Here is a 13,828-nt window from a genome sequence, read left to right as displayed (position 1 = left end):
TTATGTTTTATGAACTGTATGCTTATTTTAGGAGGAAAAATCTATGAGTTTTAACCATCGCAAAATCGAAAAAAAATGGCAAAATTATTGGCAGGACCATAAGACCTTTTTGACAAATGAAGAAAAGGGAAAACGGAAATTCTATTCTCTTGATATGTTTCCCTACCCGTCCGGAGCAGGTCTCCATGTAGGGCATCCTGTCAGCTATACGGCAAGCGATATTCTTGCCCGCCTAAAAAGAATGCAGGGATATAAAGTGCTGCATCCTATGGGCTGGGATGCATTCGGCCTTCCTGCAGAGCAATATGCACTTGATACAGGAAACCATCCAGCAGGGTTTACGGAGCATAATGTCAATACATTCCGCCGCCAGATCCAGTCACTTGGATTTTCGTATGATTGGGACAGGGAAATTAACACAACTTCACCTGATTACTATAAATGGACCCAATGGATTTTTACAAAGCTTTATGAAAAGGGCCTTGCCTATATTGACGAAGTAGCTGTTAACTGGTGTCCTGCACTAGGGACAGTACTGGCGAATGAAGAAGTTATCGACGGAAAAAGCGAACGCGGCGGGCATCCGGTAGAACGCCGCCCAATGAAGCAATGGGTGCTTCGCATTACAGCATATGCCGATCGCTTAATTGATGATCTTGATGAAGTGGCTTGGCCTGAAAATATAAAGGATATGCAAAGAAACTGGATCGGCCGTTCAGAGGGAGCAGAAGTGACATTTGCGATTGAAGGTCATGCAGAAACATTTACAGTCTTCACTACTCGACCAGATACATTGTTTGGAGCGACATATGCAGTGCTTTCACCAGAGCATCCTTTTGTTGAAAAAATAACGGCAGATGGCCAAAAGGCAGCAGTTGAGGCTTACATTCAGGAAGTGAAAAATAAAAGCGATCTTGAACGGACTGAGCTATCCAAAGAAAAAACCGGCGCATTTACAGGCGCTTATGCCATCAACCCGGTCAATGGAGAAAAAATGCCAATCTGGATTGCGGATTATGTGTTAATGAGCTATGGAACCGGAGCCATCATGGCTGTACCAGCCCATGATGAGCGTGATTACGAATTCGCGAAGAAGTTTGATTTGCCGGTCAAAGAGGTTGTGTTTGGAGGAAATGTTGAAGAGGAAGCTTATACCGGAGACGGAAAGCATGTTAACTCCGGATTTTTGGATGGCATGGATAAAGAAAGTGCAATCCAAAAAATGATCAGCTGGCTTCAAGAAAAAGGAATCGGTGAAAAGAAGGTAACCTACCGCCTGCGCGATTGGCTTTTCAGCCGCCAGCGTTATTGGGGAGAGCCTATCCCGATTATTCATTGGGAAGACGGAGCCGTTGAGGCGGTTGCTGAAAAGGATCTTCCTGTCATCCTTCCAGAAACAGCGGAAATCAAACCATCCGGCACGGGGGAATCTCCGCTTGCTAATATTACGGGCTGGGTAAATGTTACGGATGAAAACGGAAGAAAAGGACGCCGTGAAACGAACACAATGCCTCAATGGGCAGGAAGCAGCTGGTACTTCCTTCGTTATATCGATCCTCATAATACGGAAGCGATCGCTGATCCTGAAAAATTAAAAGAATGGCTTCCCGTGGATATGTATATCGGCGGTGCCGAGCATGCCGTTCTTCATTTGCTGTATGCACGTTTTTGGCATAAATTCTTATACGACATCGGTGTTGTGCCTACAAAAGAACCATTCCAGAAGCTATTCAACCAGGGAATGATTTTAGGCTCCAACAACGAAAAAATGAGTAAGTCAAAAGGGAATGTCGTGAATCCGGATGACATCGTAAACAGCCATGGTGCAGATACGCTTCGGATGTACGAAATGTTCATGGGTCCTCTTGATGCTTCGATTGCATGGTCGACAAATGGGTTAGATGGTTCACGCCGCTTCCTTGACCGTGTTTGGCGTTTATTGGTAGAGGAAAACGGAACATTATCAACAAAAATTTCAGGAAAAGATGATGGAAAGCTTGAAAAAGTGTATCATCAGACTGTTAAAAAAGTAACCGAGAATTATGAGGAATTGAAATTCAATACAGCTATTTCACAATTAATGGTATTCATTAATGACGCTTATAAAGCAGATGTTCTGCCAAAAGCATATGTTGAAGGATTTGTGAAGATGCTATCACCTGTCGCTCCTCATATTGCTGAAGAGCTATGGGAAATGCTTGGACATACAGGCACCATCACATATGAAGCATGGCCTGCTTATGATGAAGCAAAGCTTGCCGACGATGAAATTGAGATCGTTCTTCAGGTAAACGGAAAAGTGAAAACGAAATTAATGGTACCTGTTGATACATCGAAAGAAAAATTGGAAGAAATCGCAATGGGCGACGATGCAATCAAAGAACAAATCGATGGGAAAACGGTCCGCAAAGTAATTGCCGTTCCTGGCAAGCTTGTAAACATAGTAGCGAACTAATAGTATAACATCAGACACCTCCATAATTTGGGGGTGTTTGCTTGTTGCAAAATCACGGCTTGTAACTACAACAGCCGTAAGGTACGGTACGCAGCACTTAGAAAGATTCTAAAAAAACTGTTATAATGAAGGAAATCGCATCAGTTTGGAAAATAATCCTCCACTGGTGGCAGCAGCAGAGTCAGCCGGGCTTTTTCGTGCAGTAATCCCCGGCTTGAGATGGGTTTTACTGCCTGACAGCCGGATGCAAATAAAATAATTGTTAAAGAGGTGCACAAATGGAAGAAATCAAAGAAATTACCACAGAAGAACTGCAAAAGAAGATAGAAGCCGGGGAAAATCTTGAACTTGTAGATGTTCGGGAAGATGATGAAGTTCAATTCGGCATGATTGAAGGTGCCAAGCATATCAGAATGAATACTATTCCTGATAATCTGGATTATTTTGATAAAAATAAAGAATATATTTTTATTTGCCGCTCTGGACGCCGCAGCATAAATGTCTGCCACTATATGCATGACCAAGGATTTAAAGTCCGGAACATGACTGGCGGAATGATGAATTGGGACGGAGAAGTCATTGTTAAATAATTGCCTTTTTCAGGTATATTTTTACTGAATGATGGGAACCCTGTTTAAAAAAAGGCAGGGGAGAGGCATTGATCCAAGTAAAGCTATTTGATTATGAGCATGAAAAAGATCTGGAATCAGAAATGAATGTGTTTCTAAAGAATATCCGTGATGATCAAATTGTGGATATCAAATACAATGTCGCTGCCACTGGCGAGGAAGAAGAGGAACAGATCTACTGCTTCAGCGCCATGGTTATTTACAAAAAATAAAGTAAGTAAGAAAAGAGGCTATCCATTATTGTAACGGGTTCTCTTCTGGGGGACAAAAGTTATAAAAACATACAAAATAACAATAATTTAACACCTAAAAAAGCATCGGTTTTAGCACCGATGCTTTACTGTTTTTATTTGTTTTTCATCAAATTAAATAGCACAATTTTAACTATTCCTTTTTTAAGTTAAAACGAGTTATTTCTTTACCATCTAAAGTTACTATTAGAGAAGCATCTAAAGCATTATCCTTAAGTTTATTTAGCTTTTCTTTTGATGGAACTCTTAAAGGAACTTGTGGGTTTTCTTCGCTTACACCCAAATCGAAAGTTAAAATATATTTCCCGTTTTTATTAGGAAGGATTTCCCCATCAAAAGAAGCTCCGTATCCTACACCCGTTTCATTATATGAAGAGGGTTCAAAAAAATTAAAACCAACTGTTTCTTTGGAGATAGCTACTAATTTATCATTTGGTTCAATTTTTACTTGTAACCCCTTATCACCAATTCCTCCTATTTTTTTATTACCATTATTTTTGATTTCAAACTCATAATATAACGCCGTTGGTACAAGTTCCTGCCCTTTCTTATCACCTTCTGTTATACCTATTGCACCAACTTTGCTTTTATCATTAGCAATATCAACTTTTGATTTTACAAGTTCTAAAGATGATTTAGACGAGCAAGCTGTTAAAAGAGTAAAAAGCAATATTAAGCCTGAGAGCATTATAAATCGTTTCATTTTGCATCCCCCTTTTTTATCCAACCTACACATAAATTTTATCATAACACTTCCATATTTTCGGAAAATGTTTCTTTCCTCAACTTCCTTTGGCTGTATTTATTGCAAAATAAACTTTCTCTAACTAAGTAAAAACAGCATACCTTTTGGACTATAAAATCGTAAACAAAATCACACGAAATACCACTGTACAATAGCTATTGTACAAGTATTTTTTTGTGCTGAAATTTGTGTTATTTTTGCTGCTAAAATTGTGTAAATGGCTTCATATCAATAAAAAATGACCTATCCGATTTTGCGAATAGGTCTGCGATTTTAAGTGCTATTTGATTGTTTTGTCCCCATCAAGAGAACCCGTTACCATTATTGGATGCCTCTTTTTCTATGCTGTGCAGCAATCAGTGTGAATTCTTTTTTTGGGCCTTGCTGTATAATGCGGCATTCTGTCCGGCAAGCCTTCCGGTCACAAGTGCTGAGGTAATATTATAGCCGCCGGTGTATCCGTGAATATCGAGAATTTCACCGCAAAAATACAGCCCGTCCATGAATTTTGATGCCATTTCCTTTGGGTGGATTTCTTTTACTGAAACACCGCCGCCTGTTACAAATGCCTTTTCAAGCGGCTGTGTCCCGTTGACGGTAAAACGGAAATCCTTGCATAGAGAAGCAAAGGCCCTTAGTTTTTCGTGTGAAATCGTTCCTCCCTGTTCCTGAAGGCCGATCTCGCTTTTTTCAAGTAGGAAATGCAGATAACGCTCAGGCAGCAAACCCTTGAGTGCGTTTTTAATGGCTTTTTTGGGCTCGGCCTTTACTTCTTTCATGATGTCCTGAAATAATTCCTCTTTGTTTTTGTCAGGCAAAGCATCAAGCATCATGGTGACACGGGAAAGGTTCCACTTCTTCATGGCTTTTACAACAAATTGGCTGCAGCGCAGTACGGCGGGCCCTGAGATGCCAAAATGGGTGAATATCATATCCATTTTATGTGTAATAAGGCTTTTTCCCTTAGGGTTTAGGACACTTAAGTCTGCATCCCTTAAAGAGAGCCCCTGGAGAGTTTTATTCTTGATGAATTCCTCATCACTTGTTATGGGGACTTCTGTTGGAAATAAATCAGTTATACTGTGGCCCGCCTTTTTCGCCCAGGCATACCCGTCGCCTGTCGAGCCGGTATGCGGCACAGATTTGCCGCCGACTGCTATCACGATTGCATCTGCAGTAAAATACTGGCCATCCTTGAATCTTACTCCTGCAGTCCTGCCGTTTTCATACTCTACATCTGCAACAGGGGAATTAGTGAAAATATTGACATGCAATTCTTTCAGCTTTGAAATCAGGGCATCTACAACGCTTTGTGCCTTATTGTTTACAGGAAACATCCGGCCATGATCTTCTTCCTTCAGCTGAATTCCTAGCTTTTCAAAAAAAACAATAATATCTTCATTATTAAATACAGAAAACGCACTATATAAAAAGCGTCCATTTCCTGGTATGTGCTTTATAATTTCATCAATGGAAAGGCGATTTGTAACATTGCATCGCCCGCCGCCGGATATGGCAAGCTTTCTGCCCAATTTTTCTCCTTTGTCTGCCAAAAGGACTTTTAATCCCTTTTCACCGGCAGCAATGGCAGCCATTAATCCTGACGGCCCGCCGCCAATAACTATTACATCATATTTCATCTCTATCACCGCTTCTTGTCTTTTTCGTGTAATGGTTTACTTTCTGAATCCAGCTTCGCAAGCTGACCAAGCGCTTGCGCTTTTTATGAATCCAGCTCCAGCGCTTAGCCTCTCGAGACCATAAGTCACATCAGAATTGAAGGCAAAGAGCGCCTTCCAAGGCCATATCCCTATTTGCTTGGGCCCCCTGGACGGGGGTCACAAAGACGTTGCCGCAGGACGCGGCGTTTTTAGTCTTTGATCCTCTGACCAAGCGCTTGCGCTTTTTTTATTATAAAGCATTCTTTATATGGAAGTAAAAGTTTCTCGGTGTGTCTGGAATGTTATGGCAGATGGTTATTTCTTGTTGCGGTGTATTTCTTTTGCTAAACTTCTTGATGGTGCCTTGCATCTAGGAAAAGGAAATGGTTTCCTCATTGTAAATGGGAAGCGGAAAGAGTAAACTGTTTTTAGTTTTAATGGCCGCTGCATAGTGGTATTCAAAAAGCGTCAAAAGTATGTGTGGTAGTATTAAGAGCGTGTGAAAACGTTAACTGAACATAGGCAGGAAGGGATTAAATGTCATCAAAGCTTTTAAGAGGAACTTTTATTTTGACTTTTGGGATGGTGCTCTCCAAATTAATTGGATTGTTTTATGTAATTCCTTTTGAAGCGCTTGTAGGCGCAAAAGGTTCTGAACTTTATCAATATGCATACATTCCGTACACTTTATTCATCAGCCTGGCAACTGGAGGGCTGCCTCTGGCTGTTTCAAAATTTGTTTCCAAATATAATGCACTTGAGGAATATGCAGTTGGCCAAAGGCTATTTAAATCGGGTCTGAAAATCATGATGGTCACTGGATTTGCTGCATTTGTTCTTATGTACATATCTTCTCCATCAATCGCCAGTTTTGTGACTGTCAGTAAAAGCCAGAACTTTACTGTAGAAGATATAACGACGGTCATGAGGGCGGTGAGCTTTGCCTTGATTCTCGTACCGTTCATGAGCCTGATCAGGGGATATTTTCAGGGCCATCAGTCCATGGGCCCCACAGCCGTCTCACAAGTAGTGGAGCAGGCAGTCAGGATCATTGTGCTTCTCGGTGGAGTATTTATTGTGATTAAGGTGATGCATGGAAGTCTTGTCACCGCCATCAGCATTGCCACCTTTGCAGCAACTGCAGGAGCTGTAGGAAGCCTGGCTGTTCTTCTCTGGTACTGGAAAAAAAGAAAAGGCGACATTGCTGATCTTCTGGTGAAGGATAAGGGTGCTGTGCAAATATCCTTGCCGCAGATTTATAAAGAAATACTTATATCGTCTATTCCTTTTGTTTTTGTCGGTATTGCAATGCCGCTGTTTCAATGGGTGGATACATTAACCTTTAATAGGGCTATGGCCAATATCGGCCAGGCGAAAATGTCAGGAAATGCACTAGGAATCCTGAATTTTTCAGCACAGAAACTGGTCATTATTCCTATGACCCTTGCAACGGCCTTTGCGATGAGCATTGTTCCGACCGTTACAAAAGCGTTTATTGAAAATAGGATGGACACCTTCAGCAACCAGTTGAATCAGGCCTTTCAGATTTTAATGTTTTTGACATTGCCTGCAGTCATCGGGATGTCCATTTTGGCCAAACCTGTTTATACGGCTTTTTACGGTTATGATGCGCTAGGAGTCAGTGTGCTCGAGACTTATGCGCCAGCAGCGATACTATTCGCCCTTTTCTCAGTTACTGCAGCTGTTTTGCAGGGAATCAATCAGCAAAAGTTTACTGTGCTCAGCCTGCTGACAGGAATACTGATTAAATTAGCCCTAAACATTCCAATGATAGAAATGTTTCATACAGAAGGCTCCATTTATGCGACAACAATCGGATATCTGGCAGCTTGTCTGATTAATATGTATATCATTACTTATTTTACAGGCTACAAATATAGAATGGTCATTCAAAGGACTTTGCTTATGGCAGCATTCACTGCAGGAATGGCTTTAGTTGTCGGGGGGGCGGAATGGCTCCTGGCGCCTGTCCTTAATCCTGAAGATAGAATGCAGTCTGTTCTCTTTACGGTCATTTGTGCAGGATTAGGTGCCATTGTGTACTTTATTCTTTCAGTAAAGAGCGGCCTTGCCATTCAGCTTTTTGGCAGGAGAATCGAAAGGCTCCAGCAGAAGCTCCGGCTTAAATTTTAATGCATCTTGTGTTTACTATAGGAAAATATCGGGAAAAGATATTTTTGTTTGACAAGGCCTTGCCGTTTTTAAGTGGCAGGGCCTTTTAAAAGAGGAACCGCATTTATTAAGGGGGATACTATGAGAATCGATAAGCTACTGTCCAATGCAGGATTAGGCAGCAGGAAAGATGTGAAAAAGCTGCTGAAATCCGGTGCAGTCAAAGTGAATGAAACAGTCATCAAAAGTTCAAAGGAGCAGGTGGAACCCGATGCGGATGTAGTAACTGTTCATGGAGAAGAAGTGCAATACAGGGAATTTATCTACCTGATGATGAATAAACCTCAGGGGGTTTTATCGGCTACAGAAGATAAATACCAGGAGACAGTAATTGATATTCTCCAGCCTGAAGATCAGATATTTGAACCATTTCCAGTTGGAAGGCTGGATAAGGATACGGAAGGGCTTTTGCTTCTTACAAATGATGGATCGCTTGCACATCAGCTGCTTTCTCCAAAGAAGCATGTGCCGAAAACCTATTTTGCAGTCATTGAAGGAAAGGTTACTGAACAAGATACAAAAGCTTTTCGCGATGGTGTTGAATTTGATGAGGGATACGTGACAAAGCCCGGTGAATTGAACATTTTGAAATCAGGACTGACTTCTGATATCGAATTAACAATTACCGAAGGGAAATTTCATCAGGTAAAAAGAATGTTTGAGGCAGTCGGCAAAAAGGTCGTTTATCTAAAGAGAATTTCCATGGGCAGCCTGCAGCTTGATGAGGAGCTGGAACTCGGGGAATACAGGGAATTGACCAACGAAGAAATCGAAGAACTTAAATCCGGCTACAATCCTGAAGATTAAAAAAAAAATTTCTGATCATCGCAAAAAAACGAGGCGGACTCCTTAGCCGGCCTCGTTCTATTTATATGTTTTGTCTTTTTTTATATCTGTGAACCTGCATGCTGCAGGCTGTGTAACGCTAAGATGACACCTTTACCCTCTTGTTAGTGATGGTCCATAAGCCTCGGCTTGGGCTTTTGACTAAGTCGTTATAGGCTAACACATTTAAATCGCGCTGTACCGTTCGAGGAGTGATGCCAAATTCTTCTACAAGTTCTTGAGTAGAAACCGTACCGTTATTACTGATAAACATATAAACGGATTTAATACGGGTTAACATGCGATTTGTTGAAGGTTTCAAAAAATCACTCCCTATTCTTTTTCATTGTTCGTGGGACGAATGAAAACACAACCGATATTCAGGGCAGCATTTCAGCAGCCGCTATGTACTTGCTATACCACTTTGGACCTCCTATGAAACATTTTATAAAAAGACAAGATGTCATTTGCCTATATTTTACCTCTTTATAAATGGAAATTCTACAAGTTTGCATTAAATTAACGAAATATTAAATTTTTTAATTGGGACTATAACTATATGTAGGTATATATGGTTTTTAATACCTCAAAAAGGAAAAATATACATATAGGTTTAAAATGTGAAATTGTGTATAATTTACTTGTTCTGTTAAATTTATGGAATTATTTTTCAAAAGAAATCAGGAGGACTTATAGATTGATAGGAAGAGAAGCGCTCAGGAACCGTCTTGTGCACAATAAAGAAAACCTCTATTTTGCAATTACTGCATTCATCGGCATTATTAGTTACATTTTGTTATTCTTCTCTGTGATTGGCATTGCCATCAGCTTGATAATAATGATTTTTTCTTTTCTTGCCCACTCGCTGTCCATGGCATCCATCCGCCGGAATGGTGTAAGGGTCAGCAAAAATCAATTTCCGCATATCTATGAAAAGGCGGAAATACTGGCTGCTGAAATGGAGCTGGCCGTGATTCCATCTATTTATGTGATGGAATCATCAGGTATTTTAAATGCCTTCGCATCGCGTTTCTTCGGGAAGAATATGGTGGTCATTTACTCGGAGATATTTGATTTGTCAGATGAGAGGGAGGATCAGCTGCTTTTTGTTCTCGCACATGAATTTGCCCATTTAAAGCGGCGCCATGTTTTAGTGCATACGATATTACTTCCATCTATGTTTGTGCCGCTGCTAGGTGAAGCTTATTTAAGGGCTTGTGAATATACCTGTGACCGCTATGCAGCTTTTTATGTGAATAATTCCGAAGCGTCTAAGGAAGCTTTGGCCATGCTTGCAATAGGGAAGAAACTGGCTCCGCAAGTTAATAAAGAAGCATATATTGAACAAATTCGGGAAGAGTCCGGATTTTTCGCCTGGATGAGTGAAAAGCTTTCCACTCATCCAGATTTGCCAAAACGGATAAATTCTCTTGATAACTGGCTCGATCCGGAACAAAAGCCGTTAGTGAAAGAAAAGAAAAAATCATTAGCTCTGGGCCTGGCTGCTGCATCAATTATAGGCATTTTGATTATAGCGGCCGCTGTTGGCATTGGAACATGGACTGTTAAATCGGGTGTGCTGGATACCTTTTTAGATGAGGCAGGCCAAGTTCAAGGAAGCACCCCCCTTATGGAGGCTGCCTCTTCTAATGATATAGAAAAATTGGGAGTGCTTCTTGCAGGCGGTGCAAATTTGGAGGCAAAAGACAATGAAGGCTCTACTGCTCTTCAGTGGGCTGTAAGTAATGATAGTGCGGAGGCAGCTAAGTTTCTTTTAAAACATGGCGCAAATGTGAATACAAGAGACTCATGGAAAGACACCCCGCTTATTAATGCTGTTTTCAATGATTCATCTGTAATGGCAGCCTTGCTGATTCAGGCAGGTGCGGATCCTTCCTATGAAGACACAGAAGGACTCACCGCATATGACTACGCTGTTGATAATGAAAATGAACAGCTGCAGAGCTTGTTATCAAGGAAAAATAGCCATATAAAAAAACAAAGCGATATTTAGGAGCAGGCTATCTTTTTTTGCAGCCAGACATGTTTCTCTTGAATACGCCGGTATATTATATTCTGGCCCAAGGCATAATCTGTGATATAATAAATTTTGAAAAAAAACAGGAAAAAGAGGGGCTTGAATGAAGAGTAAAGAGATTTTTTCATGGGTTAAAGCACTTGCTATTGCAGTAATTTTGGCTTTTGTCATCAGAACCTATATTTTTGCTCCTATTGTAGTGGATGGAGAATCCATGATGCCTACATTGCAGGACCATGAGCGTATCGTACTTAATAAGTTCGGAACTAAGATCAATGATATCAGCCGGTTTGATATAGTCGTTTTTCATGCAACCAAGGAAAAGGACTTTATCAAGAGGGTAATCGGACTGCCTGGTGATCATATCGAATACCGAAATGACACCCTTTATGTGAACGGGAAGAAATACAAAGAGCCATATCTTGATAAATATAAGAAACAGATGTCAGGCGAGCCGTTAACGGCAGATTTTAGCCTTGAAGATGTTACAGGCAGCACCACAGTTCCGAAAGGCCAGCTTTTTGTGATGGGGGATAACCGCCAAAACAGCATGGACAGCCGTGAAATCGGCACGATATCCGTGGATAAAATAGTCGGCAAGGCGGGCCTTGTGTATTGGCCAATTAAAGAAATTAAAACTGTAAACTAAACTAAGAAGACGCCGGGGAGAACCCGGCGTCTTTCTGTTTGGCTCTTATCTTAAAAGTGAGTTTGTGAGGCGATCTCATTATTAAATGAGGTTGATTGGAGCGAGCTTCCTGGAGCGGAAATCAGCCCCTTGTTCCATAGCTGCATAGTTTACGAAAACAGCCTTTTGTTTTGATTTTTGTATTTATTTAGTGCCCGGTGCTGGCTGGTCCACTCCCTTGACATGATGACGGTGATGATTTGCCTCAGTTGTATAAAAATCGTAATAATGAACGTGCATTCCATTTCCAACAGGAATGGCAGGCCCGGAGTATGCTTTATAATAATGATTGTGGCCGTCTTCAAATAAGACATATCCTTCAGTGAAATGATAGTGGCCGCCTTCCTCTGATTGTATAGGAGGGGACGTAATATCAAGGCACTGGTGAACATGTCCGTCACTCATTGAAGTATAATCCACCGAACCGTGATTATGGTGCGGGACAAAACCTGATACAAAGTCATCTTTACTTATATTTTTCATTGTAAAGTGCCTCTCTTTCAATCTTTTTTATAAAATATATGAATTTTCGCCTGATTTATCCCCTTTTATTGGCAGTGAAATCTCCCGGCTGTTCAGAAGGACTGATGCGGCAAAATATTTTAACACCCATTTGCCTTGACATGGAAAGCGTTTCACAATTTATAATCATGGAAATTCCCGGCTGGCGTTAGCTTGTCATATTAAGTGCGTGACGGCCGGGTTTCTATCCCCGTTTTTTCCAGATCTCCTCTTTTTTCCTCAAAACTTCAAGTTAAAATTCCCATCTCTTTCGCTATTGCTGGCTTTCTTTGATAAAATCAGGGTAAAGACAATTATCCTGTATGAACGGGCAGAAGGATTGGGTACTGCCTGTATGCATGATTGGTCCTAGCGGATGCGATCAGCTCTGCAACGGATATTTGCGAAGATATAGAGCACATGTTATAAATAATGAAAAATGGATAAAAAACGCCTTTTTTGATAGAAGGGCGTATAACTGGAAATGGAGAAGATCATGTCATTACAATCCAAGTATTTAGCAGGAATTTCGCTCGCAGTAATGGGTGCGGGCTTTATTGGGACAATCCCCGCAGAAGGCTCGCTGATCGGGCGAATTGCCCAAAGCGGTTTTGAAGCTGGCCTCGTCGGGGGACTTGCCGACTGGTTTGCAGTAACAGCTTTATTCAGGAGGCCATTTGGACTGCCAATCCCTCATACAGCATTACTGCCAAAAAACAGAAAAACGATTATCAGTAAGCTGATCAGTCTGATTGAAAATGATTGGCTTACAAAGGAAAGCATCATCAATAAGCTTTCAGGCATCAGCTTGACTGAAAAAGCAATCGGCATTACAGAAAAGCAGCTTTATACAAGCACAGTGAAAAAGGCTCTTCAATCATTCCTGATTACTGTGGTTAAAAAAATAAGCCCTGAGAAAATAGCACCGCTGATAGAAAAGGAATTGAAGAGTTATGCAGCTGATTTCGATTTAAAGCCTGCCGTTGAATTTTTGGCGAACACAATCATTGGCAATAAGGCAGATGAAAAAGTGCTTGATTATACCCTGCATTCTGTCGCGAAATGGACTGAAAAGGAATCCTCCAAGTATCAGATGGGTCATGTGATTATGACTGCCCTTCAAAATAAAGAGTGGGAAGGATTTATGAAAATAGCTGTCAAGTCCGTTCTTAGCATGCTCGATGAAGAGAAAATTGGACGGGTGGTCCAGGAGTTTGCTCTTAATGAGATCTACAATATTCTTCAAAAAGAACATCCAAACAGGGTGAAAATCCTTGCCGCCATCCGAGCAAACTTAATTAAAATCAGTTCCAATGAAGACGTGCTCGACAAGCTGGAAATTTGGAAGAAATCGGCAGTCAGCGGCATTTCTGCTGAAGGGCCCATTACAGATTTGCTTGCAGGCATCCAGGATAAACTCCTTGCATTCGCCGAAAAAACAGAAACAATTGAAACGTATGTGCTTCCTGTTATTCAAAACGGAATCAACTCATTGAAGAATAATCCTGAAACAATGAATAAAATTGAGCTTTGGGTTCAAAAACAAATTGTCGCGGCGATAGAAGCCAATCATAATAAGATAGGGAAGCTCGTTAAGGAAAACCTTGATAAGCTTGATGATAAAACCTTGATTGATATGATAGAAAACAATGTCGGGAAAGATTTGCAATGGATTCGTGTAAATGGAGCCATCTGCGGATTTATCATAGGCCTTCTTTTAGCCGGATTTAAATTGATTTTTTAAATGCCCTCCTCTGCTGAAGGATGTATTTGGCCAATTGCTGCCTGGTGCGTTATGTCCGGTCATCTGCAGCAATGAACAGAAAAGATTAAAAGATTCTA

The 13,828-nt window shown here is 41.0% G+C and carries 12 protein-coding genes; 8 read left to right on the top strand and 4 right to left on the bottom strand.

Annotation, left to right across the window (positions count from 1 at the left end; genetic code table 11):
- Nucleotides 1-43 precede the first annotated feature (43 nt).
- From leuS to ACN6MY_RS21650, 3 genes are all read left to right on the top strand, one after another.
- On the top strand, nt 44-2,455 hold the full coding sequence (gene leuS / locus ACN6MY_RS21660; protein WP_419882015.1) for a leucine--tRNA ligase: 2,412 nt from the start codon (nt 44-46) through the stop codon (nt 2,453-2,455).
- 278 nt (nt 2,456-2,733) lie between these two features.
- Nucleotides 2,734-3,045 (top strand): rhodanese-like domain-containing protein, encoded by a 312-nt coding sequence (locus ACN6MY_RS21655; protein WP_071350169.1) that lies wholly within the window; start codon nt 2,734-2,736, stop codon nt 3,043-3,045.
- Nucleotides 3,046-3,113: 68 nt separating this feature from the next.
- A complete protein-coding gene (locus ACN6MY_RS21650) occupies nt 3,114-3,296 on the top strand; it encodes a sporulation protein Cse60 (protein ID WP_419882014.1) in 183 nt (60 codons plus the stop codon).
- Nucleotides 3,297-3,468: 172 nt separating this feature from the next.
- Here ACN6MY_RS21650 and ACN6MY_RS21645 read toward each other — a convergent pair whose 3' ends face one another.
- Nucleotides 3,469-4,038, bottom strand: coding sequence for a hypothetical protein (locus ACN6MY_RS21645; protein WP_419882013.1), 570 nt, complete (start codon nt 4,036-4,038; stop codon nt 3,469-3,471).
- A 398-nt stretch (nt 4,039-4,436) separates the two neighbouring features.
- A complete protein-coding gene (locus ACN6MY_RS21640; protein ID WP_419882012.1) occupies nt 4,437-5,720 on the bottom strand; it encodes an NAD(P)/FAD-dependent oxidoreductase in 1,284 nt (427 codons plus the stop codon).
- A 558-nt stretch (nt 5,721-6,278) separates the two neighbouring features.
- Here ACN6MY_RS21640 and ACN6MY_RS21635 point away from each other — a divergent pair.
- Together ACN6MY_RS21635 and ACN6MY_RS21630 are read left to right on the top strand one after the other, a co-directional pair.
- On the top strand, nt 6,279-7,895 hold the full coding sequence (locus ACN6MY_RS21635) for a putative polysaccharide biosynthesis protein (RefSeq protein ID WP_419882011.1): 1,617 nt from the start codon (nt 6,279-6,281) through the stop codon (nt 7,893-7,895).
- 120 nt (nt 7,896-8,015) lie between these two features.
- A complete protein-coding gene (locus ACN6MY_RS21630; RefSeq protein ID WP_419882010.1) occupies nt 8,016-8,741 on the top strand; it encodes a pseudouridine synthase in 726 nt (241 codons plus the stop codon).
- Nucleotides 8,742-8,859: 118 nt separating this feature from the next.
- Here the strand turns inward: ACN6MY_RS21630 and ACN6MY_RS21625 are convergent, their stop codons facing one another.
- On the bottom strand, nt 8,860-9,081 hold the full coding sequence (locus ACN6MY_RS21625) for a DeoR family transcriptional regulator (RefSeq protein ID WP_083392038.1): 222 nt from the start codon (nt 9,079-9,081) through the stop codon (nt 8,860-8,862).
- 375 nt (nt 9,082-9,456) lie between these two features.
- On the opposite strand from ACN6MY_RS21625, the gene ACN6MY_RS21620 reads away from it, so the two are divergent.
- Complete coding sequence (locus ACN6MY_RS21620) at nt 9,457-10,773, top strand: M48 family metallopeptidase (protein WP_419882009.1); 1,317 nt, start codon at nt 9,457-9,459, stop codon at nt 10,771-10,773.
- A 127-nt stretch (nt 10,774-10,900) separates the two neighbouring features.
- Entirely contained in the window at nt 10,901-11,446 is a 546-nt protein-coding gene (lepB, locus tag ACN6MY_RS21615) for a signal peptidase I (protein ID WP_071350165.1), read from the top strand.
- A 183-nt stretch (nt 11,447-11,629) separates the two neighbouring features.
- Here lepB and ACN6MY_RS21610 read toward each other — a convergent pair whose 3' ends face one another.
- Entirely contained in the window at nt 11,630-11,968 is a 339-nt protein-coding gene (locus ACN6MY_RS21610; RefSeq protein ID WP_419882008.1) for a YmaF family protein, read from the bottom strand.
- Between the two features lie 514 nt (nt 11,969-12,482).
- Between ACN6MY_RS21610 and ACN6MY_RS21605 the strand changes: the two genes are divergently transcribed.
- Complete coding sequence (locus tag ACN6MY_RS21605) at nt 12,483-13,730, top strand: DUF445 domain-containing protein (protein ID WP_419882007.1); 1,248 nt, start codon at nt 12,483-12,485, stop codon at nt 13,728-13,730.
- Nucleotides 13,731-13,828 lie beyond the last annotated feature (98 nt).

The organism is Peribacillus sp. B-H-3, from assembly GCF_048572925.1.
In the GTDB taxonomy this organism is placed as follows: Bacteria; Bacillota; Bacilli; order Bacillales; family DSM-1321; genus Peribacillus.
The sequence above is the reverse complement of the archived record's forward strand: the minus strand, read 5'-3'. Positions and strand labels throughout refer to the sequence as shown.

Excerpts from the sequence above, each read along its gene's own strand:
- leuS (WP_419882015.1), top strand. The coding sequence starts at position 44 with ATGAGTTTTAACCATCGCAAAATCGAAAAAAAATGGCAAAATTATTGG.
- ACN6MY_RS21630 (WP_419882010.1), top strand. The coding sequence starts at position 8,016 with ATGAGAATCGATAAGCTACTGTCCAATGCAGGATTAGGCAGCAGGAAA.
- ACN6MY_RS21645 (WP_419882013.1), bottom strand. The coding sequence starts at position 4,038 with ATGAAACGATTTATAATGCTCTCAGGCTTAATATTGCTTTTTACTCTT.
- ACN6MY_RS21605 (WP_419882007.1), top strand. The coding sequence starts at position 12,483 with ATGTCATTACAATCCAAGTATTTAGCAGGAATTTCGCTCGCAGTAATG.
- ACN6MY_RS21635 (WP_419882011.1), top strand. The coding sequence starts at position 6,279 with ATGTCATCAAAGCTTTTAAGAGGAACTTTTATTTTGACTTTTGGGATG.
- lepB (WP_071350165.1), top strand. The coding sequence starts at position 10,901 with ATGAAGAGTAAAGAGATTTTTTCATGGGTTAAAGCACTTGCTATTGCA.
- ACN6MY_RS21640 (WP_419882012.1), bottom strand. The coding sequence starts at position 5,720 with ATGAAATATGATGTAATAGTTATTGGCGGCGGGCCGTCAGGATTAATG.
- ACN6MY_RS21610 (WP_419882008.1), bottom strand. The coding sequence starts at position 11,968 with ATGAAAAATATAAGTAAAGATGACTTTGTATCAGGTTTTGTCCCGCAC.
- ACN6MY_RS21655 (WP_071350169.1), top strand. The coding sequence starts at position 2,734 with ATGGAAGAAATCAAAGAAATTACCACAGAAGAACTGCAAAAGAAGATA.